This window comes from Rhizobium sp. SVR5-2C, assembly GCF_056755115.1.
Genome location: NZ_JBNDHT010000039.1, coordinates 1 through 23,093 on the forward strand (window position 1 = coordinate 1; position 23,093 = coordinate 23,093).

23 protein-coding genes, 1 pseudogene and 1 riboswitch are annotated in these 23,093 nt (G+C 60.7%); of the genes and pseudogenes, 20 read left to right on the forward strand and 4 right to left on the reverse strand.

The features are described 5' to 3' along the window. Window positions 1-13 precede the first annotated feature (13 nt). Both ACPYOI_RS13545 and cysQ read right to left on the reverse strand, forming a co-directional pair. A complete protein-coding gene (locus ACPYOI_RS13545; RefSeq protein ID WP_481417492.1) occupies window positions 14-1,051 on the reverse strand; it encodes a DUF2793 domain-containing protein in 1,038 nt (345 codons plus the stop codon). Window positions 1,052-1,156: 105 nt separating this feature from the next. Then, a complete protein-coding gene (gene cysQ, locus ACPYOI_RS13550) occupies window positions 1,157-1,966 on the reverse strand; it encodes a 3'(2'),5'-bisphosphate nucleotidase CysQ (RefSeq protein WP_481417513.1) in 810 nt (269 codons plus the stop codon). A gap of 477 nt (window positions 1,967-2,443) precedes the next feature. On the opposite strand from cysQ, the gene ACPYOI_RS13555 reads away from it, so the two are divergent. The 20 genes and pseudogenes from ACPYOI_RS13555 to crcB all read left to right on the forward strand — a co-directional run bounded on the left by ACPYOI_RS13555 (window position 2,444) and on the right by crcB (window position 18,373). Then, window positions 2,444-3,346 (forward strand): branched-chain amino acid ABC transporter permease, encoded by a 903-nt coding sequence (locus ACPYOI_RS13555; RefSeq protein ID WP_481417491.1) that lies wholly within the window; start codon window positions 2,444-2,446, stop codon window positions 3,344-3,346. A gap of 4 nt (window positions 3,347-3,350) precedes the next feature. Next, the gene (gene livM, locus ACPYOI_RS13560) at window positions 3,351-4,742 is read left to right on the forward strand and encodes a high-affinity branched-chain amino acid ABC transporter permease LivM (RefSeq protein WP_481417490.1); all 1,392 of its coding nucleotides are present in this window, start codon (window positions 3,351-3,353) and stop codon (window positions 4,740-4,742) included. Then, window positions 4,742-5,623 carry an ABC transporter ATP-binding protein gene (locus ACPYOI_RS13565; protein WP_481417489.1) on the forward strand — a complete coding sequence of 294 codons (882 nt, stop codon included), beginning with the start codon at window positions 4,742-4,744 and terminating at the stop codon, window positions 5,621-5,623. Before livM ends, ACPYOI_RS13565 begins: the two co-directional genes overlap by 1 nt. Then, window positions 5,623-6,351: an ABC transporter ATP-binding protein gene (locus ACPYOI_RS13570; RefSeq protein ID WP_481422947.1), complete on the forward strand. Its 729-nt coding sequence runs from the start codon at window positions 5,623-5,625 to the stop codon at window positions 6,349-6,351. Before ACPYOI_RS13565 ends, ACPYOI_RS13570 begins: the two co-directional genes overlap by 1 nt. A 24-nt stretch (window positions 6,352-6,375) precedes the next feature. Then, entirely contained in the window at window positions 6,376-6,729 is a 354-nt protein-coding gene (locus ACPYOI_RS13575) for a DUF6867 family protein (RefSeq protein ID WP_481417487.1), read from the forward strand. Between the two features lie 119 nt (window positions 6,730-6,848). Further along, window positions 6,849-7,976, forward strand: coding sequence for a branched-chain amino acid ABC transporter substrate-binding protein (locus tag ACPYOI_RS13580; protein ID WP_481417486.1), 1,128 nt, complete (start codon window positions 6,849-6,851; stop codon window positions 7,974-7,976). Between the two features lie 152 nt (window positions 7,977-8,128). Next, a complete protein-coding gene (locus ACPYOI_RS13585; RefSeq protein WP_481417485.1) occupies window positions 8,129-9,097 on the forward strand; it encodes a 2-hydroxyacid dehydrogenase in 969 nt (322 codons plus the stop codon). A 371-nt stretch (window positions 9,098-9,468) separates the two neighbouring features. Continuing rightward, on the forward strand, window positions 9,469-10,290 hold the full coding sequence (locus ACPYOI_RS13590; protein WP_481417484.1) for an urease accessory protein UreD: 822 nt from the start codon (window positions 9,469-9,471) through the stop codon (window positions 10,288-10,290). A gap of 16 nt (window positions 10,291-10,306) precedes the next feature. Then, the gene (locus ACPYOI_RS13595; protein ID WP_168832500.1) at window positions 10,307-10,609 is read left to right on the forward strand and encodes an urease subunit gamma; all 303 of its coding nucleotides are present in this window, start codon (window positions 10,307-10,309) and stop codon (window positions 10,607-10,609) included. A 9-nt stretch (window positions 10,610-10,618) separates the two neighbouring features. Continuing rightward, on the forward strand, window positions 10,619-10,873 hold the full coding sequence (locus ACPYOI_RS13600; RefSeq protein ID WP_481417483.1) for a DUF1272 domain-containing protein: 255 nt from the start codon (window positions 10,619-10,621) through the stop codon (window positions 10,871-10,873). 10 nt (window positions 10,874-10,883) lie between these two features. Then, the gene (locus ACPYOI_RS13605; protein WP_481417482.1) at window positions 10,884-11,189 is read left to right on the forward strand and encodes an urease subunit beta; all 306 of its coding nucleotides are present in this window, start codon (window positions 10,884-10,886) and stop codon (window positions 11,187-11,189) included. Between the two features lie 23 nt (window positions 11,190-11,212). After that, a complete protein-coding gene (locus tag ACPYOI_RS13610; protein WP_481417481.1) occupies window positions 11,213-11,620 on the forward strand; it encodes a lysozyme inhibitor LprI family protein in 408 nt (135 codons plus the stop codon). A 2-nt stretch (window positions 11,621-11,622) separates the two neighbouring features. Continuing rightward, entirely contained in the window at window positions 11,623-12,264 is a 642-nt protein-coding gene (locus ACPYOI_RS13615) for a Urease operon accessory protein (protein WP_481417480.1), read from the forward strand. 3 nt (window positions 12,265-12,267) lie between these two features. Beyond that, window positions 12,268-13,980: an urease subunit alpha gene (ureC, locus tag ACPYOI_RS13620; RefSeq protein ID WP_481417479.1), complete on the forward strand. Its 1,713-nt coding sequence runs from the start codon at window positions 12,268-12,270 to the stop codon at window positions 13,978-13,980. Window positions 13,981-14,174: 194 nt separating this feature from the next. Continuing rightward, window positions 14,175-14,714: a redoxin family protein gene (locus ACPYOI_RS13625; protein WP_481417478.1), complete on the forward strand. Its 540-nt coding sequence runs from the start codon at window positions 14,175-14,177 to the stop codon at window positions 14,712-14,714. A gap of 215 nt (window positions 14,715-14,929) precedes the next feature. Continuing rightward, window positions 14,930-15,816, forward strand: a pseudogene (locus ACPYOI_RS13630) (GGDEF domain-containing protein). A 79-nt stretch (window positions 15,817-15,895) separates the two neighbouring features. Further along, window positions 15,896-16,375: an urease accessory protein UreE gene (gene ureE, locus ACPYOI_RS13635; protein WP_168832508.1), complete on the forward strand. Its 480-nt coding sequence runs from the start codon at window positions 15,896-15,898 to the stop codon at window positions 16,373-16,375. A 6-nt stretch (window positions 16,376-16,381) separates the two neighbouring features. Then, window positions 16,382-17,053 carry an urease accessory protein UreF gene (locus ACPYOI_RS13640; RefSeq protein ID WP_481417476.1) on the forward strand — a complete coding sequence of 224 codons (672 nt, stop codon included), beginning with the start codon at window positions 16,382-16,384 and terminating at the stop codon, window positions 17,051-17,053. A 73-nt stretch (window positions 17,054-17,126) separates the two neighbouring features. Further along, window positions 17,127-17,738: an urease accessory protein UreG gene (ureG, locus tag ACPYOI_RS13645; RefSeq protein ID WP_481417475.1), complete on the forward strand. Its 612-nt coding sequence runs from the start codon at window positions 17,127-17,129 to the stop codon at window positions 17,736-17,738. Between the two features lie 67 nt (window positions 17,739-17,805). Beyond that, window positions 17,806-17,867, forward strand: a riboswitch (Fluoride riboswitch). Between the two features lie 74 nt (window positions 17,868-17,941). Then, window positions 17,942-18,373 (forward strand): fluoride efflux transporter CrcB, encoded by a 432-nt coding sequence (gene crcB, locus ACPYOI_RS13650; RefSeq protein ID WP_481417474.1) that lies wholly within the window; start codon window positions 17,942-17,944, stop codon window positions 18,371-18,373. A 66-nt stretch (window positions 18,374-18,439) separates the two neighbouring features. On the opposite strand, the gene ACPYOI_RS13655 is transcribed toward crcB, so the two are convergent. Next, window positions 18,440-21,745 (reverse strand): efflux RND transporter permease subunit, encoded by a 3,306-nt coding sequence (locus tag ACPYOI_RS13655; protein WP_481417473.1) that lies wholly within the window; start codon window positions 21,743-21,745, stop codon window positions 18,440-18,442. Window positions 21,746-21,756: 11 nt separating this feature from the next. Further along, window positions 21,757-22,947 carry an efflux RND transporter periplasmic adaptor subunit gene (locus tag ACPYOI_RS13660; protein WP_481417472.1) on the reverse strand — a complete coding sequence of 397 codons (1,191 nt, stop codon included), beginning with the start codon at window positions 22,945-22,947 and terminating at the stop codon, window positions 21,757-21,759. Window positions 22,948-23,093: the final 146 nt, after the last annotated feature.

A 23,093-nucleotide genomic window follows, 5' to 3' on the forward strand; every position in this document is an offset into this window, starting at 1 on the left:
TGCTGGATTCCGTTCAGATCAGAATGGCGCTGACCTCAGTCTTTCCGGCGCCGAACTCGTATTGAGCGGTCCCGGAGTGAATGATCGAGAGCCAGTCGCCGCTTGCAAGCTCAGCGAGACCGAAGGCCGTCTCGCGGGTTGCTGCCGTCGAGGCTACGCCCGCCACGGCGGCAAGCGTATTGGCGCCGTTCGCCTCGAGCCGTGCCCCGTAGGCCGAGGATGTCACCGTGCTTGTTGTCAGGAACAGCAGGTAAAGCCCTGTTGCCGGAATGATCAGCCTGTTGCCGGAGCCGGAGGGAACAGCAGCGCCGAGCGCGAATCCGCCTTGCTGCACATGCAGGGTATCGAAACCCGTCCTGCTGTTGTTTGCCGGTGTTGACGTCGCTGCGGCAAGCGAGGCCCGGACGATAGGGCGCGCCGGCGTTTTCACGATGCCGCCCGCCGCAATTGCCAGGGCGGTCTGCCAGCTTGTGCCGTCGCCACTCACTTTGATTGCGAATTCATCGTTACCGGCGAGTCCCATTTCTGCGCGGCCTGACCAGCCCGACTGGAAGAGCAGGGAGGCGGTATCGCCCGCGGCGGCTTTGTTGACCTTGACCTGATGCCCTTGGCCTTCATGGCTGAAGAGGCTGGCATGTGCCGCGACGGCAAGCCGGTTCGTGGCATCGGCCGTGGCGTTGAGGCCGAGAAGCGGCAAGCTGCCTGGGACGGGCAAAGAGAGGTCGCTCCAGAGGCCGGCCTGCAGGACGCGGAACCGGCCTGTGTCGAGGAAGAAGGCGCGCCAGCCTTCGCGCGGACTGATGTAGAGCCAGGCGCCGTCCTGGCGGAAAGCGAGCCTGCCTTCCTTGCCGGTCCAAAGACCGCCGGCACTGGGCGCAATCAGATAGCAGTCACCTTCCGACGGGGTTTCGGGAGGTACTGCCGCTTCTTCTTTCACTGTCAGCTGCACAATGGCGTCGAGACGCTGCAGCGCCTCGTTATGCGTCACGTGCTTCTGAGATTGTGAGGGGAGAATGTAGGGGAGGGCGAGATTAATTGTTTCGTCTGACAAGGTGTGGCCTCCGGTTGGCGCAACGGCGCGGTTATTGCCGCATCGTAAGGCCATCCCTAGGGTGCGCTGACGAAAACGCCCTTCCTCTGTTGATTTCTAAGGATTTTATTCGGAAGTCATGCGCATCCGCGCGGGGTTCACCTTGCCGCCCCAGGCGATAAAGTCGGGATTGGCGAAGTCGAAATCCGCGTTGGCGCCGGTCTTTCCATAGGTGAGAGGCGATCCGTCCACGGTGACCGTCGTGCCGCCCGCCGCCCGCAGCACGGCATCGCCGGCCGCCGTATCCCACTCCATTGTGCGACCGAAGCGCGGATAAACGTCTGCCTTTCCCTCAGCGAGGAGGCAGAATTTCAGTGAGGAGCCGATATTCGTGCATTCCGAAATCGCTTGTTCGAAAAGAAATTTGTCGGTCGCAGGACTGTTATGACTCCGGCTTGCGAGGGCAAGACGGTTGAGGGGCGGCTCCCGAACCGCAATCGGGACGCGCTCAGTCACCGTAAAATCGACGCCAACGATGAGTTTTTCGGCATGTCCTGCTTCGCCCGCGAAAGCGACGCCGAGTGCCGGTGCATAGACGATACCGGCAACCGGGATGCCATTCTCCACATAGGCGATGTTGACGGTGAATTCGCGCCGCCTGTCGACGAATTCACGTGTGCCGTCGAGCGGGTCCACAAGGAAAAAGGCCTTTCCCTCGACATCCGGCACTTGACCGGCCGCTACCGATTCTTCGGCGATCACGGGAATATCGGGATAGCTGCGGGCAAGATGCGCCAGGATAATGCGCTCTGCCTCCTCATCTGCGCGAGTCACCGGGCTGGAGTCTGCCTTCATAGCGACGGCGCAGCCCTCTTCGAAGATCGTGATGATCACTCCGCCCGCTTCGAGTGCCGCCTTTTCGAATATCTCCAGCATCTTTCCCTCAAGGAACGCAAACATCTGAAAGCTCTTTCGGCAGTATAGAGATAAATAGGGGATGCGAGCCAGTTTTTGCGCGGCAGCGGAAATTCGTCAGAAACGGATGGTATGCATCGAGATATTTTTTCGCGCGTCGCTAGCAGATTCGGTGTAAAAATTGCTCAGAAATCCGGTTTCGTGGAATAAGTAATAGCTCGGCGTTGGGGGCATGTTGCTGGTTCTTTGAGGCTGTTTGGTTAATCCACATTCCGGTTCCGGCTAAAATTTCATCGAAGAATGCCTGTTTTGTGTGGATTTTGATCCGAAACGCGCCATCTGCGTCCAGTTGAACAAGAATCTGACCCAGTAAAGCCTTTTTGTCTTCACATTTTCGCGGAAAGCGGTATGGATTGCCGCTTATAAGGTTCCGGCAAAAGCGGAACTGCACACCAAAAAGAGATGCAGCGCGCGGCTCGCATCCAGGGGAAATGATATATGGAGTACTTCGTCCAGCAGCTCTTTAATGGGCTGACGCTCGGGTCCATCTATGGCCTCGTCGCAATTGGCTACACGATGGTTTATGGCATTATCGGCATGATCAATTTCGCCCATGGCGATATCTTCATGCTCGGCGGTTTCGCTGCCCTCATCGTTTTTCTCGTTCTGACATCCATCTTCGCAGGCCTTCCCGTAGCCGTTCTGCTGCTGGCCATGCTTGTGGTTGCGATGCTGATGACGAGCCTGTGGAATTGGACCATCGAGCGCGTTGCATACCGGCCGCTGCGAGGCTCTTTCCGGCTGGCGCCGCTGATTACCGCGATCGGCATGTCGATCACGCTGTCCAACTTCATTCAGGTGACGCAGGGTCCGCGCAACAAGCCGATTCCGCCGCTCGTAAGCAAGGTTTACGCCATCGGTGGTCTCTCGATTTCGCTGAAGCAGATCATCATCATCGTCATCACGGGGGTGTTGCTTGCTGCCTTCTGGTATATCGTCAACCGCACGGCGCTCGGACGCGCCCAGCGTGCGACGGAGCAGGACCGGAAGATGGCCGCGCTTCTCGGCGTCAACGTCGACCAGACGATCTCCATCACCTTCGTCATGGGCGCCGCACTGGCCGCCGTCGCCGGCACCATGTATCTGATGTACTATGGCGTTGCATCCTTCAGCGATGGCTTCGCGCCGGGTGTCAAAGCCTTTACCGCAGCCGTTCTCGGTGGCATCGGCTCGCTGCCGGGTGCCGTTCTCGGCGGGCTGATGATCGGCCTCATCGAGTCGCTGTGGTCCGCCTATTTCACGATCGCCTACAAGGATGTCGCAACCTTTGCGATCCTCGCTTTCGTCCTGATCTTCAAGCCGACCGGCATTCTCGGACGGCCGGAAGTCGAGAAGGTATAACATCATGGCAAACATCGAAAATTCTGCTGGCAAGCCCGCACCGGGGCTTGTCCGGAAGGGCCTGACGGAAGCCTTCTTCGCGGCCCTCCTGTCTTTCGGCCTGTTCGTTCTCTATGTCGGGCTCAAGACCGATCAGAACATCAACAACGAGCTGGTCATCGTCCAGCGCTGGGGCCTGCTGGCCAGCTTCGTGGCGATCGCCGCAATCGGCCGCTTCGTCGTCGTTGTCTTCGTCAGGCCGAATATCGACCGGCGGAAGCTCGCGAAGGCAAAGCACGGCGAGCTGGAAATCTCGACGGAGAAGGGCTTCCTACGTCAGCATTTCCTGAAAATCGCTCTAGTCGCGCTGCTGTTGTATCCCATGGCCATCTATGCGCTTCTCGGCGCGCAGGGTTCGCTGAAATGGGTCGACAACTTCGGCATCCAGATTCTCATCTATGTCATGCTCGCCTGGGGCTTGAACATCGTCGTTGGCCTCGCCGGCCTGCTTGACCTCGGTTACGTCGCCTTCTACGCGGTCGGCGCGTATTCCTATGCGCTGCTTTCCAGCCATTTCGGCCTGTCTTTCTGGGTCCTGCTGCCCCTGTCGGGTATGCTGGCCGCACTCTGGGGCGTCATCCTCGGTTTCCCGGTGTTGCGCCTGCGCGGCGACTACCTCGCCATCGTTACGCTCGCTTTCGGCGAAATCATCCGTCTTGTGCTCATCAACTGGACGGATCTGACCAGAGGTACCTTCGGTATTTCCGGCATCCCGAAGGTGACCCTGTTCGGCATTCCCTTCGATGCGACGTCCGGCGGTTTTGCCAAGCTTTTCGGCCTTCCGATGTCGTCGGCTTACTACAAGATTTTCCTCTTCTATCTGATCCTCGCTCTCTGCATGGTGACCGCCTATGTCACGATCCGGCTTCGCCGCATGCCGATCGGCCGCGCCTGGGAAGCTCTGCGCGAGGACGAGATCGCCTGCCGCTCGCTCGGGATCAATACGGTCACGACAAAGCTCTCTGCCTTTGCGACGGGCGCGATGTTCGGCGGCTTCGCCGGTTCGTTCTTCGCAGCGCGCCAGGGCTTCGTTTCGCCGGAATCCTTCGTGTTCCTGGAATCAGCGGTGGTTCTCGCCATCGTCGTCCTGGGCGGCATGGGCTCGCTAACCGGCATCGCGATCGCTGCCATCGTCATGGTCGGTGGTACCGAACTGCTGCGCGAAATGGACTTCCTGAAGGTCGTGTTCGGCCCGGATTTCACGCCGGAACTCTACCGCATGCTTCTCTTCGGCCTCGCCATGGTCGCCGTCATGCTGTTCAAGCCTCGCGGCTTCGTCGGCTCGCGTGAACCGACTGCTTTCCTCAAGGAGCGGAGGGCAGTATCCGGAACCTTTATCAAGGAGGGGCACGGCTGATGAGCCCCGTAGAGATGACGACTACCATGTCCACGGATACCTTGCTCAAGGTCGAGCACCTGTCGATGAAGTTCGGCGGCTTGATGGCTATCAACGACCTATCCTTCGAAGCCAAGCGAGGCGACATCACCGCGCTGATCGGTCCGAACGGTGCCGGCAAGACCACCGTCTTCAACTGCATTACCGGCTTCTATAAGCCCACGATGGGCATGATCACGCTGAAGCAGCAGCACGGGAAAGAGTATCTGCTGGAGCGCCTGCCGGATTTCCGCATTACCAAGGAAGCCAAGGTCGCACGTACCTTCCAGAACATCCGGCTGTTTTCGGGCCTGACGGTTCTGGAAAACCTGCTCGTCGCCCAGCACAACAAGCTGATGAAGGCATCGGGTTACACGGTTCTCGGCCTGCTCGGCATCGGCCCCTACAAGAAAGAGGCCGCCGCAGCCATCGAGCGCGCACGATTCTGGCTGGAAAAGGCTGATCTGATCAGTCGTGCCGACGACCCGGCGGGCGATCTCCCTTATGGTGCGCAGCGGCGTCTGGAAATTGCCCGCGCCATGTGCACCGAACCCGAACTGCTCTGCCTGGACGAGCCGGCCGCAGGCCTTAACCCGCGCGAATCTGCCGCCCTTAACGCACTGTTGCGGGGAATCCGCGCAGAAACCGGCACATCGATCCTGCTCATCGAGCACGACATGTCGGTGGTCATGGAAATCTCTGACCATGTCGTCGTGCTGGAATACGGCCAGAAGATCTCCGACGGCACGCCGGAGCACGTGAAGAACGACCCGAGGGTTATCGCGGCCTATCTCGGTGTTGAGGACAAAGAAGTGGAGGAGGTCATCGCAACCGTCGAGAACCTCGAAGGGGGCGTAAATTGATGGCCGGTGAACAGCTTCTCAAGGTTCAGGGCGTCGAAACCTACTACGGCAATATCCGCGCGCTCGCAGGCGTCGATGTCGACGTCCATAAGGGTGAGATCGTCAGCCTGATCGGCGCCAACGGCGCCGGGAAATCGACGCTGATGATGACGATCTGCGGTAGCCCGCAGGCTCGCAAGGGCGCCGTCATCTTCGAAGGTAGCGACATTACCCGCATGCCGACGCACGAAATCGCCCGGCTTCGCATAGCACAGTCGCCGGAAGGCCGCCGCATTTTCCCGCGGATGACCGTCACGGAAAACCTCCAGATGGGCGCGGGCCTCGATAACCTCAAGCATTTCAACGAGGACGTCGAGAAGATCTTCACGCTGTTCCCGCGTCTCAAGGAACGTCACGCGCAGCGCGGCGGCACGCTTTCGGGCGGCGAACAGCAGATGCTGTCGATCGGCCGTGCGCTGATGGCACGCCCGAAGCTCCTGCTTCTCGACGAACCGTCGCTCGGTCTTGCGCCGCTGATCGTCAAGGGCATCTTCGACGCGATCAAGAAGCTCAACGAGCAGGAAGGCTTGACCGTTTTCCTCGTGGAGCAGAACGCATTCGCTGCGCTGAAACTCTCGCATCGCGCTTACGTGATGGTGAACGGCAAGGTGACGATGAGTGGTTCGGGCAAAGAGCTGCTCGCCAATCCTGAAGTCCGTGCCGCCTATCTCGAAGGCGGAAGACATTGAGCCGGTAGAAAAGGAGAGTTTGATATGCAGGGACTTTTCTTTGAGGCAGATTCTGGCGTGCGGATGGCCATCCGCGGACTTGTGATGCTGATTGGCTTCTGGACGGCGTGGCGTGCGGGCAGGGCTGCGGCTGAAAGCTGGAGCAACTATCCGCAGGTCATCGTCTATACTTTCCTCCTCGCCTGGGTGATGCAGTTCCTGCATCACGCCCTCTTTGACGGGCCGATGCTCAGCACCTTCTATTATGTCATCGATTTCGTGCTGCTGCTTGTCTTCTCGACGGCAGGTTTCCGCTATCGCCGCACCAATCAGATGGTTAACAACTATTACTGGCTGTACGAAAAGACATCCGCGTTCTCGTGGAAGAACAAACATTGACAGCCCGTTGAAACTAGGCATGAATTGCCTTCAGAGTGGAACAGCTTTCCTGGCGCAGTGATGGTGGGCAATGCGCCGGGTCTTGGACCAGAACCCGCCCAAATAATTGGGAGTAAAATATGAAGAAGTCTCTTCTGTCGGCAGTGGCTCTGACGGCGTTGGTCGCCTTCAGCGGCAACGCGTGGGCCGACGTTCTCATCGGCGTCGGCGGTCCGCTGACCGGCCCGAATGCTGCTTTCGGCGCTCAGCTTCAGAAGGGTGCCGAGCAGGCAGTTGCCGACATCAACGCGGCAGGCGGCATCAACGGCGAGCAAATCAAGCTCGAACTCGGTGACGACGTTTCGGACCCGAAGCAGGGCATCTCGGTCGCCAACAAGTTCGTCGCTGACGGCGTGAAGTTCGTCGTCGGCCACTTCAACTCGGGCGTTTCGATCCCGGCGTCTGAGGTGTACGCTGAAAACGGCATCCTCGAAATCACCCCGGCTGCAACGAACCCGGTGTTCACCGAGCGCGGCCTTTGGAACACCTTCCGCACCTGCGGACGTGACGACCAGCAGGGCGCGATTGCCGGCAAGTATCTTGCCGATCACTTCAAGGATGCCAAGATTGCTGTCGTTCACGACAAGACCCCTTACGGTCAGGGCCTTGCCGACGAAACCAAGAAGGCTCTGAACGCCGCTGGCGTCACGGAAGCCATGTACGAAGGCATCAACGTCGGCGACAAGGACTTCTCCGCGCTCATCGCCAAGATGAAGGAAGCCGGCGTCTCGATCATCTACTGGGGTGGTCTGCACACCGAAGCGGGTCTCATCATCCGCCAGGCTGCCGACCAGGGCCTGAAGGCGACGCTCGTTTCGGGTGACGGTATCGTCTCGAACGAACTCGCTTCCATCGCTGGCGACGCGGTTGCCGGTACGCTGAACACCTTCGGCCCGGATCCGACCACCAACCCGGCCAACAAGGAACTCGTAGAGAAGTTTAAGGCTGCCGGTTTCAACCCGGAAGCTTATACCCTCTACTCCTACGCTGCAGTGCAGGCGATCGCTGGTGCTGCCAAGGCAGCCGGCTCGGTAGACCCCGAAGCCGTTGCCGCAGCGATGAAGGAAAAGGGCCCGTTCCCGACGGTTCTCGGCGACATGTCCTTCGACGAAAAGGGCGACCCGAAGCTCCCGGGCTACGTCATGTACGAATGGAAGAAGGGTCCGGACGGCAAGTACAGCTACTTCCAGCAGGAAGCTGCCAAGTAAGCTTTGCTTGAACGGTTCACACCGCTTACAGGAAGCCCGGTCTCGACCGGGCTTCTTTGTTTTTGAAGCCGCCTTCGGCGCATAGCCGTTTGCATTCCGGCCACGCTCAGCTAACTGTTGGCCCCACCAGAATTCAGAAACGGAAGTTCCCGATGTCCCGACCGCGCATCCTCGTCACCCGCCGATGGCCCTTTGCTGCCGAGGCGGCGCTTGCGGAGCGCTTCGACGTGACGTTCAACCAAGCCGACATCCCGCTGAATACCGATCAGTTTCGCCAGGCGTTCTCGGAGTATGACGCGATCCTGCCCACCGTCTCGGACAAGCTGCCAGCCGCTGTCTTCGCGGGCGATGTCCGCACGAAAATCCTCGGCAATTTCGGTGTCGGCTACAACCACATCGACATCGCCGCAGCCAAGGCCAAAGGCATCGCGGTCACCAATACGCCAGGGGTGCTGACTGACTGCACCGCGGATATCGCCATGCTGCTGCTGCTAGCAGTCGCCCGCCGCGGCGGCGAGGGCGAGCGCCAGGTGCGTGCCGGCGCCTGGAGCGGTTGGTGCCCGACGCACATGATCGGAACGAAGGTGACCGGCAAGACGGTCGGCATTATCGGTTTCGGCCGCATCGGCAAGGCCTTTGCCCAGCGCTGCCATTTCGGCTTCGGCATGGATGTCGTCTTCTATAACCGGTCGAAGGTCGATGAAGCCGAGGCGGCGCGTTACGGCGCACGTCAGCTTGCGACGGTGGAGGAGGTGCTGGTCGCCTCCGATTTCATATCGCTGCATTGCCCGGGCGGAGCCGAGAACCGGCATCTGATGAACGCGGAACGCTTTGCGGCAATGAAGCCGGGTGCGTTTCTGATCAATACGGCGCGCGGCGACGTGGTCGACGAAGCGGCGTTGATCGGCGCTTTGGATAGCGGCACGATCCGCGGCGCAGGCCTCGATGTTTATGAAGCTGAGCCGCAGGTGCCCGAGAGACTGAAGGCAATGGAAAACGTCGTCCTCCTGCCGCATCTCGGCAGTGCGACGGAGGAAACCCGGACCGCGATGGGCATGAAGGTGGTGGACAACATCACCGCCTTCTTCGAGGGCAGGAAGCCGCCGGACAGGGTGGCTTGAAAGAACAACATCCTCCTCACCAACAAAATCTAGCACTTAGCTAAAGCTAAGATGCTGATTTTGTATCCTCTCCCCGCTGGGTAAGAGGAAGGAGTGCCACGAAGAGACTTGCCCTTCTCCCCTCGGAGAGAAGGTGCCGGCGGGCGGATGAGGGGGCGGGGTACTGTTCACGTCTCATGCAGCATATCGGCTGCCGTTACCTGACCATCCGAGTGGCAGATGCTGCTTTTTAAGGCGTATTCCATACGCTGCCAAACCCGTCTGCCGCGGCTGCGGCCGGTTCGGCGGATGGCACAAAGATTGCTCACTTAAAATATTTGCCGGATTGAATGAGAACAGCCGGGCAAACGGCGAAGGCGCAGGGAGACGGAATGACGACCGTGGCGGCGACCACCAGACCGCAAAGGGCCGAAGGGCGCGGGCATCTGGCCGCAAAGCTGCTGGACGGGCGTGCGCGTATCCGCGAACTCTACCAGGAGGGTGCCGCCAAGATCCGCCTGCCGGAGACCTTCGATGCGTCCATGGAGGCGGTCATCATCAATACGGCCGGTGGGTTGACCGGCGGCGACCGGATGAACTGGAGCGTCGTCGCAGGACCCGGCACGCGTATCGACGTAACCACGCAGGCATGCGAGAAGATCTACAAGGCATCGGCTGGCACGGCGGAAGTAATGACCACGATCACGGCGGGCGCGAATTCGCGCATCGACTGGCTGCCGCAGGAGACCATTCTCTTCGACCGTGCGTCGCTGTCTCGCCGCCTCGATGTCGATCTTGACGAGACCGCGGAATTTCTCGCCGTAGAAGCAATCCTGCTCGGCCGCAAGGCGATGGGCGAGGTCATGGAGACCGGGCTTTTCTGTGATCGCTGGCGTATCCGCCGTGCGAGCAGGCTGATCCATGCCGAGGAGCTGCGGCTTGACGGTGCCGTCAACGCGCTCACGGCTCGCCAGCCCGTCCTGAGCGGGCAGGTTGCCTTTGCGACGCTGCTTTATGCCGGACCGCTTGCCGATAGCTATCTCGTGAAGGTCCGGCCGCTCGTCGAGGGCCACATGGCGGGTGCGAGCGCATGGAATGGAAAGCTCGTGGTGCGCGCTGCAGCAGCCGATGGCTTCGCCCTCAGAAAAATCCTGATCCCGGTCATTTCCGCCTTGCGCAACGGAGCGCCTGTGCCGAAAGTCTGGAACCTCTAATCTGAACGGATGAATGATGAACCTCACTCCAAGAGAAAAAGACAAGCTGTTGATTTCCATGGCAGCGATGGTGGCACGGCGGCGTTTGGAGCGCGGCGTGAAGCTCAATTACCCTGAAGCGATCGCCCTGATCAGCGACTACGTCGTTGAAGGCGCGCGTGACGGCCGCCCGGTCGCCGAATTGATGGAGGCGGGAGCCCACGTCATCAGCCGCGATCAGGTGATGGTGGGCATCGCCGAGATGATCCATGACGTTCAGGTGGAAGCGACGTTCCCCGATGGAACCAAGCTCGTCACTGTTCACGAACCGATCCGCTGAGGAAAAGCGATGCTGGAACTTCGTCCGAACTGCGAATGCTGCGACACGGAGCTGCCGCCTGAAAGCCGAGAGGCGATGATCTGCACGTTCGAGTGCACCTTCTGCGCGGACTGCGTGGATGGTGTGCTGCAGGGGCGGTGCCCGAACTGCGGTGGCGAATTCACCCGCCGTCCCGTGCGTCCGACCGCTATGCTTGCCAAATATCCGGCATCGATAAAGCGCGTGCTCAAAGCAGAAGGTTGCGCGCCGCAAAGGGCGGCGTGAGGAGAACGACATGATCCCAGGCGAAATCATTGCCGCGAGCGGCGACATCGAACTGAATGCCGGTCAGCCGACCGTGACGCTTGAGGTTTCGAACACCGGTGACCGCCCCGTGCAGGTTGGCAGCCATTACCATTTTGCGGAAACCAACGCGGGACTTTCCTTCGATCGTGACAAAGCCCAGGGCATGCGCCTCGATATACCGGCAGGCACCGCCGTTCGGTTCGAGCCGGGCCAGACGCGTTCCGTGACGCTGATACCGCTTTCCGGCAAGCGCGAAGTCTACGGCTTCCGCCAACTCGTGATGGGCAAGCTCTAAGAAAAAAGACGGGAGACAATTGAATGCGATCGACTCTGTACCTGGTCGCCGCGGCAGCAGCGCTGATGGCCAGTACCGCGCAAGCTCAGGAGGCGGATTGCAAGAATCCGCAGACACAGGCCGATATGACCTTTTGTGAGCAGTCTCGCTACGAGACTGCAGATACGGCACTGACCGAGCAGTGGAAAAAGACGCGCGCGGCACTGGCTGCGACGGACAAGGATCTGGATGAGAATGATCGCGGCGCCGAGAAGGCGCTGCTGACGGCCCAGCGCGCCTGGATCTCCTATCGAGACGCTCATTGCCAAGCCTACGGCTTTCAGGCGCGGGGCGGTACGATGGAGCCGATGCTGGTTGCCGGCTGCCTTGCCGATCTCACGGACGAACGGACCAAGCAGCTCAAAGAGCTCTCCGACGCGATGGGGAACTGAAGGTGACCCGGAAGATCGTGATCGTCGGCAATGGTGAAATCGGCAGGGAAGGGGCCGCGGCAATCGCCGCTGCGGACTTCGTCATCCGGTTCAACGAGTGCCGCTCCTATGCTGCAAGCCCGGGCCGGACCGATGTGGTCGCCGTCTGCAATACCGGCAGACCGGGGAAGGCGATGATTGGTTCGGATGCCTGGCGGAACCATCGCGCCGTCATCGAAGCCTCCGAAATTTGGAGCGTCCGCGACCCCGAAAAGTTTGCCGCTTTCAAGGCGCCGCTGGCCGTTTCACATCCTGACCTCGATGATTTCTGCGATGATTATACGAGTCAGTTCAATGTCTTCTGCGAGGATGCTGGCAAACGGCATGTGGTCGTTCAGAAATCGATTCATGAAGCCGTAGAAGCTGAGCTCGCCGCTTTCAATCCCGCACCCTACGTCGTTCCGAGCAGCGGCATGATCGTCATCGCCGAGACGTTCCGGCAGTTTCCCGATGCGGATATCTTGCTCTCCGGCTTCAACCATACCGGCTGGGAATGGCATCCCTTCGCCGCCGAAAGGCAGCTCGTTGACAGCTATGTCGCCGCTGGCCGCATCACGCGGCTTCCAAGGGCGAACGCATCCCTTTCTTCCTCCCAAGGAGCCTGACCGATGCCCCATAAGATTTCCCGCGCCGCTTATGCCAGCATGTTCGGTCCGACCGTCGGCGACAAGGTGCGGCTTGCCGATACGGAACTCTTCATCGAGGTCGAGAAAGATTTCACCACCTATGGCGAAGAGGTGAAGTTCGGCGGCGGCAAGGTGATCCGCGACGGGATGGGGCAGAGCCAGGTGACGCGCGCCAGCGGTGCGGTCGACACCGTCATCACCAATGCCGTCATCGTCGACCATACCGGTATCGTCAAGGCCGACATCGGCCTCAAGGACGGGCGGATCGTGGCGATCGGCAAGGCCGGCAATCCGGACACGCAGCCGGGCGTCAACATCATCGTCGGACCGGGCACGGAAGCGATCGCCGGCGAGGGCAAGATCGTGACGGCGGGCGGCATGGATAGCCACATCCACTTCATCTGCCCGCAACAGATCGAGGAAGCGCTGATGTCAGGGCTGACCTGTATGCTGGGCGGCGGGACAGGCCCTGCCCACGGCACGCTGGCGACGACCTGCACGCCTGGACCCTGGCATATCGCTCGGATGATCGAGGCGGCCGATGCCTTCCCGATGAACCTTGCCTTCGCAGGCAAGGGCAACGCCTCCCTGCCGGGGGCACTGGAGGAAATGGTGCTTGCGGGCGCCACCTCGCTGAAGCTGCACGAAGATTGGGGCACGACGCCGGGCGCCATCGATTGCTGCCTCTCCGTCGCCGACCAGTATGATGTGCAGGTGATGATCCACACGGATACGCTGAACGAAAGCGGCTTCGTCGAGGATACGATCGGCGCCATCAAGGGCCGCACGATCCATGCGTTTCACACCGAAGGCGCCGGCGGCGGCCATGCGCCTGACATTATCAAGATCTGCGGCCAATCGAATGTCATTCCGTCTTCGACCAATCCGACGCGGCCCTATACGGTCAACACGATCGCGGAGCATCTCGACATGCTGATGGTCTGCCACCACCTGTCGCCGTCGATCCCGGAGGATATCGCCTTTGCCGAAAGCCGCATCCGCAAGGAGACGATCGCCGCCGAAGACATCCTGCATGACCTCGGCGCCTTCTCGATCATCTCATCCGACAGCCAGGCCATGGGGCGCGTCGGCGAGGTGGCGATCCGCACCTGGCAGACCGCCGACAAGATGAAGCGCCAGCGCGGCCGGTTGAGGGAGGAGAAGGGTGACAACGATAATTTCCGTGTCCGCCGCTACATCGCCAAGTACACGATCAATCCGGCGATTGCCCACGGCCTGTCGCACGAGATCGGTTCGGTCGAAGTCGGCAAGCGCGCCGATCTCGTCATCTGGAATCCGGCCTTTTTCGGCGTGAAGCCCGACATGGTGCTGCTCGGCGGCTCGATTGCTGCCGCTCCCATGGGCGATCCGAACGCCTCGATCCCGACGCCGCAGCCTGTGCACTACCGTCCGATGTTCGCATCCTACGGCAAGAGCCTGACGAATTCCTCCGTGACTTTCGTCTCGCAGGCGTCGCTCGATGCGGGTCTCAAGGGACGGCTCGGCGTCGCCAAGGACCTGATCGCGGTCAAGAACACCCGCGGCGGCATCTCCAAGGCGTCGATGATCCACAACAGCCTGACGCCTGATATCGAGGTCGATCCGGAAACCTACGAGGTTCGCGCTGATGGTGAATTGTTGACCTGCGAACCGGCGACAGTGCTGCCAATGGCGCAGCGTTATTTCCTCTTCTAATCGGACCGATTGACCTCATCTTTATGCAGTTGCCGCAGGCGCCATGCACCTGCGGAATGGCTGTTATGCGCCGCGGTATTTTTGTTTCTTTCATGCTGCATTGCCGCGAATTCTTCGCTAGTGAGGACTCTCCATTTTCGGGGTCGCGGATTTTCCCAAGGTTTGCCGCAGACCCTCCCACGAAGGAGATTTCGATGATCGGCAAGAAGGTTCCCACCGTTGTTTTCCGCACCCGCGTCCGCGACGAGGCCGTTGGCGGTCCCAATCCGTTCCGCTGGGAGGACAAGACGACCGACGACTACTTCGCAGGCAAGCGCGTCATCCTCTTCTCGTTGCCCGGCGCGTTTACGCCGACCTGCTCGACCTATCAGCTGCCCGACTTCGAAAAGCTTGCCGGCGAGTTCGGTGCCGAAGGCGTCGACGAGATCTACTGCATCTCCGTCAACGATGCCTTCGTGATGAATGCCTGGGGCAAGTCGCAGGACCTCGAAAACGTCAAGCTTATCCCGGACGGTTCCGGCGAGTTCACGCGCAAGATGGGCATGCTTGTCGCGAAGGACAATCTCGGCTTCGGCATGCGCTCCTGGCGCTATGCGGCGATCGTCAATGATGGCGTCGTTGAGCACTGGTTCGAGGAAGAGGGTTATTCCGATAATTCCGATACGGATCCCTACGGCGTCTCTTCGCCCCAGAACATTCTGGAAGCCCTGAAGTCTGTCAAGCAGGCCGCCTGACAGGCCAAAAATCATCGCTAAAAACAGCGGGGCTCGGCATTTGGCCGGGCCCTTGCTTTTAGAGATGACTATGCAGCTTTAGCGTGCATCCGTCGCCGTGAAATTGGTGTTCACAAGCTTGGGATGGCAGGCATTTTAACGATCGCCTTAGGTGGTTGGAAGCAAATCGCCCTTTAATCAAACGCTATCGCGGGAGATCGGAGAGGTCGATCAAAATGAAAAGATGGATTTCGCTCCAGGCCGATCTCCGCAATTTCCAGCATAGGCGCACGGTCTATGTGTTCGCGCGCTTAAGATGAGCTTTCTCGCCGTCATTCTGTCGGCGCTTGTGATTGCCGCGATGCTGCCGACGCTCGACTACATCGGCTTCCTGCCTCTCCCTTTGGTGCATGCCATTCAATTCGGCGTCATTCTCTCGTGGCTCGTCTGTGGCGTGGTCTGCGGCGTGCTTTCGCTGATTGTCGGCCACGCGATGCACCATTTGACAGTATCGCGGGCGGAGTTCGAAAAGCTGAGCCGCACCGATGTGCTCTCCGGCCTATTAAACCGTCGTGCCTTCACCGAAGCGCTGGACGGGATCGATGACGGCGCCTCGCTGGTGATCTTCGATGTCGATCGCTTCAAGGCGATCAACGACCGTTTCGGCCATGCCTGCGGCGATGCCGTCATCGTTGCCCTATCCACAATTCTTGCGTCGGCCTTTGGCGCTCCTTCGGTCGTCGCGCGTCTCGGCGGCGAAGAGTTCGGTGTGATCGTTGCCGGCGGTGACGTTGAAGAGCGGCTGGAGCGGATCGAGTCGGTGAAGGCTCAGATCGCCCGGCGCCCCCTCGCTGCCGATGGCTGCGATATCGCGATCACGATTTCGGCTGGCATCGCCGATCTTCTGCCCGGACGCAGCAAGGACTCTATTTACACGGCGGCCGACAAGGCGCTCTATCTGGCAAAGGCGCTCGGCCGAAACCGCGTCGTTCACGAGAGACACGGGCTGAACTACGCCCTGCATCGCCATCTCATCGAAAGTGGCCTCGGCGTTCAGGGGGCTGATCCGGAATACGACGACGCGCCCCGCGCCTCCAGAGCATTTCAAGGCTCCGGCAGATAACTCGCTTGCAAAGCGCATTGGCGCTTGCGCCGGCAGGCGCTATTTTGCATGGTCGTGACCTCACAGAAACGGACATGTCATGCAGCGCGTTACCTCATATCTTCGAGCCGGAACCCCGTCTTCCAACCCCATCGGCAAAGTCGTTCTGCCGCACGATCTGAGGCATCTGCGCCGCAAACTCCTGCATCTCGAAAACGGCGACATGGTCATGCTCGACCTGAAGGAGCCGGTGCTGTTTGCAAGCGGTGATATGTTGGTTCTCGAGGATGGGGAACTCATCGAAATCCAGGCTGCCGACGAGAAGCTTTTCGAGATCCGAGGCCGCGACCGGATGCATCTCATCGAGCTTGCCTGGCACCTCGGCAACCGGCATCTCGGGGTGCAGATCGAGGAAGAGCGCATGCTCATCCTGCGCGACCACGTGATCCGGCCGATGCTCGAGGGGCTCGGCGCGACCGTCAACGAAGTCACGGAGCCGTTCCAGCCCGCGCGCGGCGCCTACCATTCTCATGGCAACCATTCGCACGGGCACGACCACGGCCATCACGCGCATGATTGAGCCGCAATGACCGAGGGCGGCGACCTCCAGGCTCTGCTCCGTCTCATGACATGGCTCTCGCCGGCCTTTCCGGTCGGCTCGTTCGCCTATTCCGGCGGGCTCGAGCGCGCCGTCCATGACAGGCTCATCACGGATTCGGCATCGCTGGGCGGGTGGATCGAGACGCTGCTTTCTAATGGGAGCACATGGAACGATGCGGTGCTCTTTGCGGCAAGCTGGCGGATGCAGGCGAATGCGCGAGAGCTTGCAGAGCTTGCCGCCCTGGCGGAGGCCCTGGCAGGATCACGGGAGCGCCACCAGGAGACGATGCTGCTCGGCGAGGCGTTTCTGACGGCGGCGCGCGCCTGGCCCCATCCCCTGTTTGATCGCCTGCCGCGGGCCGCCGCCTATCCGGTTGCCGTCGGTGCGGTTGCCGGGGCGCATGGCATAGAGCTGCAAAAGGCGCTCGCTGCCTTTCTGCATGCCTATGTCTCGCAAGCGGTGTCGGCGGGCATCAGGCTCGGTGTTGCCGGCCAGAAGGACGGCGTGGCCATCCTGGCGCGGTTGGAGGAGACGATTGCCGCCATAGCGCATCGTGCAGCCGGCTCGACCCTCGACAATCTGGGTTCGGCAGCCGTTCAGGCCGAGATCGCCTCGCTGCGGCACGAAACGCAGACGACACGGCTCTTCCGCTCCTGATCAGAGCGTCTGCGTCATTTGCCGGTGGCAGCGCCGGGATCACGGCTATCTTCGGCCGAAATGGAGTGTGGAAATGAAATCGAGAAACGGACCGCTTCGCGTCGGCATCGGCGGACCTGTCGGGTCGGGAAAGACGGCACTGACGGAGAAGCTTTGCAAGGCGATGCGCGACGATTATTCCGTCGCGGTGGTCACCAATGACATCTACACGACCGAGGATGCCGAAGCGCTGATGCGCATGCAGGCCTTGCCATCGGAGCGCATCGTCGGCGTCGAGACCGGTGGCTGCCCGCATACGGCAATCCGCGAAGACGCCACGATCAACCTCCAGGCAATCGCCGGTCTCACCGAGCGCATTCCCGATCTCGATGTCGTCTTCATCGAATCCGGCGGCGACAACCTGGCAGCGACGTTCTCGCCTGATCTGGCCGACATCACCATCTACGTGATCTCCGTCTGCCAGGGCGAGGAGATCCCCCGCAAGGGCGGCCCGGGCATCACCAAATCGGACCTGTTGGTTATCAACAAAAAGGACCTAGCACCTTATGTCGGTGCTGACCTCGACGTCATGGACCGCGATGCAACGCGCATGCGCGAGAGGCGTCCTTTCGTCTTCTCCGATATGAAACGCGGCGACGGCGTCGATGCCATCGTCAATTTCCTCAGGGAGCAGGGCGGCCTCTAATCCGGCGCGTCCAAATTGACGCGGGGCGTTGAGGCCGGTTGCATTGCAGGCGCGCCGAAGCTATCTTGCGCGCGATGGGGATGGAGTTCCCCCGAAACCGCCGTGATGGCTGATGACTCCTACCGCGATTCATTCGACGGTGGGAGTGTATCTACTGCCCGCCGCAGGCGGGCTTTCATGTCCGCCCGAACAGAGAGGCGTGCATGTCATTTTACACTTGCTTACTGATCATGGCTGGAGGCGCCTTGGGCACTCTGGCGCGTTATCTTGTGTCCGTTCTCGCGGCGCCCATCAGCGGCGATCTTCCTTGGGGCACGATCATCATCAATATCAGCGGGTCCCTCATCATCGGCCTGTTCGGAACGCTGACGCTCGCCCACGGGCGCTTTCCCGCCTCGGAAAACCTCCGGCTCTTCGTGATGATCGGGCTCTGCGGCGGCTATACGACCTTCTCTTCCTTCAGCCTGCAGACGCTGGATCTGCTGCGCTCCGGAGCCGTGACGCGGGCGGCCGTCAATATCGCGGCTTCGGTGGTGCTCTGCATCGCGGCAGTCTCGGCCGGCCATCTGCTCGCCTCCTATTTCAACGGCCGTGCGCCGCAGGTGGCACAGTTGCCGATTGCGGAAGAAGCGTGATGGTGAAAGGCTCCAATAGAAAAGCCGGGCTTGGCGCCCGGCTTTTCTGTCTCGCTATTTGAGAAATCACTCTGCCGCGAACGGCGGCAGGCGCAGCACGTTCTTCGCGTTGGCGTTGGCGACCTTGCGCTTGCCTTCCGGATTCTCGATCGCCTCCACCCGCTCGTTGAGAGAGCCGACGGCGTCGGTCAGCTCCTCGCGGGACATCGCCAGCTCCTCCTGATCCTTCTTGCCGACCAGGCGGCCGAAGAGCCAGCGGAGCAGGCGCGAGAGATCGTCCATGATCAGGAAGAAGGAGGGGACGACGACCAGCGACAGCACGGTCGAGACGATGATGCCGCCGATCACTGCGATTGCCATCGGCGCGCGGAATGAACCGCCTTCGCCGACGCCGAGTGCCGACGGCAGCATGCCGGCGGACATGGCGATCGAGGTCATGATGATTGGCTGGGCGCGCTTGCGGCCCGCTTCGACCATCGCCTCCACACGCTCCATGCCGCGATGGCGCATCTCGATGGCGAAGTCGACGAGCAGGATCGCGTTCTTCGTCACAATGCCCATCAGCATCAGGATACCGATCATGACGGGCATCGACAGCGGATTGTTGGTGATGAGCAAACCGACTGCCACGCCGCCGATTGCAAGCGGCAGGGAGAACAGAATGGTGAACGGCTGGATCACATCCTTGAAGAGCAGGATCAGCACCGCCAGAACCAGCATGAGGCCCATCAGCATCGCGTTGCCGAAGCTCTGCTGCATTTCCTTCTGGACCTTCGCGTCGCCGCTTTCGACAAGTTGCACCGTCGACGGGATCTTGGTGTCCTTGACGATCTGCAGGAAGCGAGCCGATGCGGTATCGAGCGCCACGCCCTGCGGCAGGTCGGAGCCGATCGAAACGACGCGGTAGCGGTTGTTGCGCTTGATGGAACTCACGCCTTCCGAATAGTCGATATCAGCCACGGTCGCGAGCGGAACGGTCGCGCCGCTCGCCGTCTTGATTTTCAGCGCGCGGATGGCCGCGAGGTCACGCCGCATATCGAGTGCGGCCTGCACGCGGATCGGGATCTGGCGATCGTCGAGATTGATCTTCGCCAGCGCCGCGTCGATGTCACCGATGGTCGCCACGCGGATTGTTTCGGAAATCTGCTGCGGCGTAATGCCGAGGCGGGCCGCCTGATCCTTGCGCGGGCGAACCTGCAGTTCCGGACGGGGCAGGGCGCCGTCCGCGCTGACGTTTGCCAGCAGCGGTTCGGCACGCAGTTTGGATTCCAGAAGTCCGACCGCTTCGTTCAGGTCCTTTTCGCTCTTGGAGAGGAAGTTGAACGAAAGGTCGCGTTCGCCGCGGTCGTTGAGCTTCAGGATTCGGACGTCCGGAATGTCCTTCACCTTCGCGAAGACTTCCTTTTCAATATCCCACTGCGGACGCATGCGGCCGTGAACCTCGACCTTCGGCAGATAAGGCCCGATGATCGGCATCGCGCCGAAGAAGTCGTTCACGAGCTTCTTCGACAGCCGCTGATCGAGCTTGTGCAGCGTCAGCGTTACCGTTGCGCGGCGAAGCTCAAGGTCGCCCTTTGGCGATGCACCACCGAGCACGAAGACGCTTTCGACGCCGTCGATATCCTTCACGTCCTTGTAGATCGTGTTCGTCGTCGCTGCGGTGTCGTCGAGCGTCGCATTCGGCGGCAGCTCGACGGAGAGCACGATACGTGATGCGTCTTCTGGCGGCAGGAAGCTGCCGGGCACCTGGGCCAACAACATGACAGAGCCGACCAGGAAGGCGATCGCCGCAATCAGCGTCGCATAGCGGGTCCACCAGCGGCGGGTCGTGGCGCGCACCAGACGCGTATAGCCGCGGAAGAACAGCCCGTCATTGTCGTGATGGTCGTCCTTGCCGTCTTGGGCGCGCATCAGGTATGCGGCCATCATCGGCGTGATGAGACGTGCCACCATCAGCGAGAAGAAGACCGAGAAGGCAACCGTCAGGCCGAACTGAATGAAGTACTGGCCAGGGATGCCGGGCATGAACGACACCGGCACGAACACGGCAATGATCGTGAAGGTCGTGGCGATAACGGCGAGGCCGATTTCGTCCGCGGCCTCGATGGCCGCGCGATACGGCGTTTTGCCCATCTTGATATGGCGGGCAATGTTTTCGATTTCGACGATCGCGTCGTCGACGAGAATACCGGTCGCGAGTGTGAGGGCGAGAAAGCTGACGAGGTTCAGCGAGAAGCCCATCAGGTCCATGATCCAGAAGGTCGGGATCGCCGAAAGCGGCAGCGCGATCGCCGAGATCAGCGTTGCGCGCCAGTTCCGAAGGAACAGGAAAACGACGACGATTGCCAGCAGCGAGCCCTCGATCAGCGTGTCGAGCGCGGCCTCGTAGTTGCCGTAGGTGAAGTAGACGGAATCGCTGATCAGTTCGATGCCGACATTCGGGTTTTCTGCGCGCACCTTGTCGAGGCTCTTTGCCACCGTTTCGGCAACACTGACTTCGCTGGCGCCCTTGGCGCGGAAGACGCCGAAGGTGACGACGGGCGTATCGTCGAAATTCGAGAAGGACTTCGGCTCCTGATAGGTATCCTTGATGGCGCCTAGTTCGGAGACCTTCACGAAACGGCCGTTCGGCAGGGCGATCGTCGTATTGGCCAGTTCGGCGACATCACGCGCATCGCCGAGAACGCGGATCGCCTGCTCGCTGCCCGCCACCTGGCCCCGGCCGGAACCGAGGTCGACGTTCGTGCTGCGCAGCTGTTCGTTCACGCTGGCGGCAGTGATGCCGTAAGCGTTCAACTTGTCCGGATTGAGTTCGATGCGCACCTCGCGATCGGCGCCGCCATAACGGTCCACACGGCCGATGCCGGCCTGGCCCTGCAAGGAGCGCTTGATCGTGTCGTCAACGAACCAGGAAAGCTCCTCGAGCGTCATGTCCGGCGATGAAACGGCAAAAGTCTGGATTGCCTGCCCTTCGACGTCGATCTTGGCGACAATCGGTTCTTCCACATTGGCCGGGAGATCACTGCGAATGCGATCGATCGCGTCCTTGGTATCCTGGACCGCCTGCTCGGTCGGCACCTCCATGCGGAACATGACGACCGTTTGCGACTGGCCATCCGTCACTGTGGACTGGATTTCGTCGATGCCGTTGATGCTGGCGACCGCGTCTTCGATTTCCTTCGTCACCTGCATCTCGAGTTCGGCAGGCGAAGCGCCGCTCTGCGTGACGATGATCGATACAAGCGGAACGTCGATATTCGGGAAACGCGTGATCGGCAGCCTGTTGAAGGATTGGATACCAACAAAAAGCAGCAGGGCGAAAAGCAGCAGCGGTGCTACGGGATTTCGGATGGACCAGGCTGAAAAGTTCATCGGGCCTTCTCTCAGTTGGAAGCAGCAGCAGGCTGTTCGCGCACGGGTGTAATGCGGTCGCCGTCCCGAACGTAGGCGCCAGCCTTGGCAACGACTTCATCGCCCTCCTTGAGGCCTTTGAGGATCTCAACGTAAGCGCCGTCCTGAATGCCGGTTTCCACTTCGGCGAATTTTACGACCCCTTCTTCGACTTTGCGGGCGGACGAACCTTCGCTGCTGGTCAGGACCGCCGAAAGCGGCAGAGCCACGTTCTGCGTCGACTTCACAACGATATCCGCGCTGCCATACATACCCGCGCGCGCCTTGCTGTCATCATCGATCAGAATGTGGACGAGGCCAAGGCGCGTAGTCGGGTCGACCGTCGGGGAAACGAGGCGGACGGAACCGGAGAGCTTGTCGCGGCTGCCCGCAAGCGAGATGGTCGCTTTCTGGCCCGCCTGGATCTTGATGATATCGCTCTCGCCGACTTCGGCAACCAGTTCGATATCGTTGTCACGGATGATGGTGAAGAGCGGGTCGTCCGAGGCCAGCGCAATCGCGCCAACCCTGGCATTCTTTGCCGAAACCGTCCCCGCGACAGCCGTTTTCACGTCGGTGCGGGCAAGCTTGAGATCGGTATCGGCGATCTGGCTGTCAACGACCTTCAGGTCTGCCACGGCAACCATGATTGCCTGCTCGGCCGAGCTGACGCGGGCGTTTGCGGAAACGGCTGCTGCAACCGCCTGCTCAACCTGGGCGGTGGACACGGTACCCTTCTTGCCCATTTCCTGCGCACGGGCCTGCTGCTGGCGGGCTTGCTCGGCATTCGCCTTTGTTTCGATCAGTTGTGCCCGCAGCTGCGCGAGCGTCGCTTCGCCCTTCGCCTTCGTTGCCAGCATCTGGCTCTTCTGCAAGAGCAGCGCATCGTCGTTCAGCGTCGCAAGTGTGCTGCCGGCTTCAACCTTGTCGCCCACGTCGGCGTTCAGCGCACGGATCGAAAGTCCGTCAACCTGAGGCTGGAGATACACTTCCTCGACAGGCTTCACAGTGCCGGTCGCGACGACGCGATCGACGAGCGTGCGCGTCTTGGCCGTGGTCACGACGATCGCGGGCAGGTTCTGGCGCGGCTTCGTGGTTGCGGTTTCCTGGGCAAAAGCAGGAGCTGCCGCGAAGGCGGCGATAAGAAGGGCGAAGGCGCGTATTTTGGTTCGCATGCGTGCCATTGGGTCGTCGTCCAATCATAAAACATAGTCGGCCGAAATCGCGCGTTGTCCCTCAGCTCGCGAAAAGGCCATTTCAACTCTGTGTTCTCAGAGGTACTCCCGCTTCGGTTGCCGTCGCTCTCGCAGCCTCACGTACGGCAAACCCG

Coding starts and splice junctions, on each gene's coding strand:
- ACPYOI_RS13570 (WP_481422947.1), top strand. CDS start 5,623: ATGGCCGGTGAACAGCTTCTCAAGGTTCAGGGCGTCGAAACCTACTAC.
- ureC (WP_481417479.1), top strand. CDS start 12,268: ATGCCCCATAAGATTTCCCGCGCCGCTTATGCCAGCATGTTCGGTCCG.
- ACPYOI_RS13660 (WP_481417472.1), bottom strand. CDS start 22,947: ATGGCACGCATGCGAACCAAAATACGCGCCTTCGCCCTTCTTATCGCC.
- ureG (WP_481417475.1), top strand. CDS start 17,127: ATGAAATCGAGAAACGGACCGCTTCGCGTCGGCATCGGCGGACCTGTC.
- ACPYOI_RS13580 (WP_481417486.1), top strand. CDS start 6,849: ATGAAGAAGTCTCTTCTGTCGGCAGTGGCTCTGACGGCGTTGGTCGCC.
- ACPYOI_RS13555 (WP_481417491.1), top strand. CDS start 2,444: ATGGAGTACTTCGTCCAGCAGCTCTTTAATGGGCTGACGCTCGGGTCC.
- ACPYOI_RS13655 (WP_481417473.1), bottom strand. CDS start 21,745: ATGAACTTTTCAGCCTGGTCCATCCGAAATCCCGTAGCACCGCTGCTG.
- ACPYOI_RS13565 (WP_481417489.1), top strand. CDS start 4,742: ATGAGCCCCGTAGAGATGACGACTACCATGTCCACGGATACCTTGCTC.
- ACPYOI_RS13600 (WP_481417483.1), top strand. CDS start 10,619: ATGCTGGAACTTCGTCCGAACTGCGAATGCTGCGACACGGAGCTGCCG.
- ACPYOI_RS13590 (WP_481417484.1), top strand. CDS start 9,469: ATGACGACCGTGGCGGCGACCACCAGACCGCAAAGGGCCGAAGGGCGC.
- cysQ (WP_481417513.1), bottom strand. CDS start 1,966: ATGCTGGAGATATTCGAAAAGGCGGCACTCGAAGCGGGCGGAGTGATC.
- ACPYOI_RS13575 (WP_481417487.1), top strand. CDS start 6,376: ATGCAGGGACTTTTCTTTGAGGCAGATTCTGGCGTGCGGATGGCCATC.
- ACPYOI_RS13610 (WP_481417481.1), top strand. CDS start 11,213: ATGCGATCGACTCTGTACCTGGTCGCCGCGGCAGCAGCGCTGATGGCC.
- ACPYOI_RS13595 (WP_168832500.1), top strand. CDS start 10,307: ATGAACCTCACTCCAAGAGAAAAAGACAAGCTGTTGATTTCCATGGCA.
- ACPYOI_RS13605 (WP_481417482.1), top strand. CDS start 10,884: ATGATCCCAGGCGAAATCATTGCCGCGAGCGGCGACATCGAACTGAAT.
- ureE (WP_168832508.1), top strand. CDS start 15,896: ATGCAGCGCGTTACCTCATATCTTCGAGCCGGAACCCCGTCTTCCAAC.
- crcB (WP_481417474.1), top strand. CDS start 17,942: ATGTCATTTTACACTTGCTTACTGATCATGGCTGGAGGCGCCTTGGGC.
- ACPYOI_RS13625 (WP_481417478.1), top strand. CDS start 14,175: ATGATCGGCAAGAAGGTTCCCACCGTTGTTTTCCGCACCCGCGTCCGC.
- ACPYOI_RS13585 (WP_481417485.1), top strand. CDS start 8,129: ATGTCCCGACCGCGCATCCTCGTCACCCGCCGATGGCCCTTTGCTGCC.
- ACPYOI_RS13640 (WP_481417476.1), top strand. CDS start 16,382: ATGACCGAGGGCGGCGACCTCCAGGCTCTGCTCCGTCTCATGACATGG.
- livM (WP_481417490.1), top strand. CDS start 3,351: ATGGCAAACATCGAAAATTCTGCTGGCAAGCCCGCACCGGGGCTTGTC.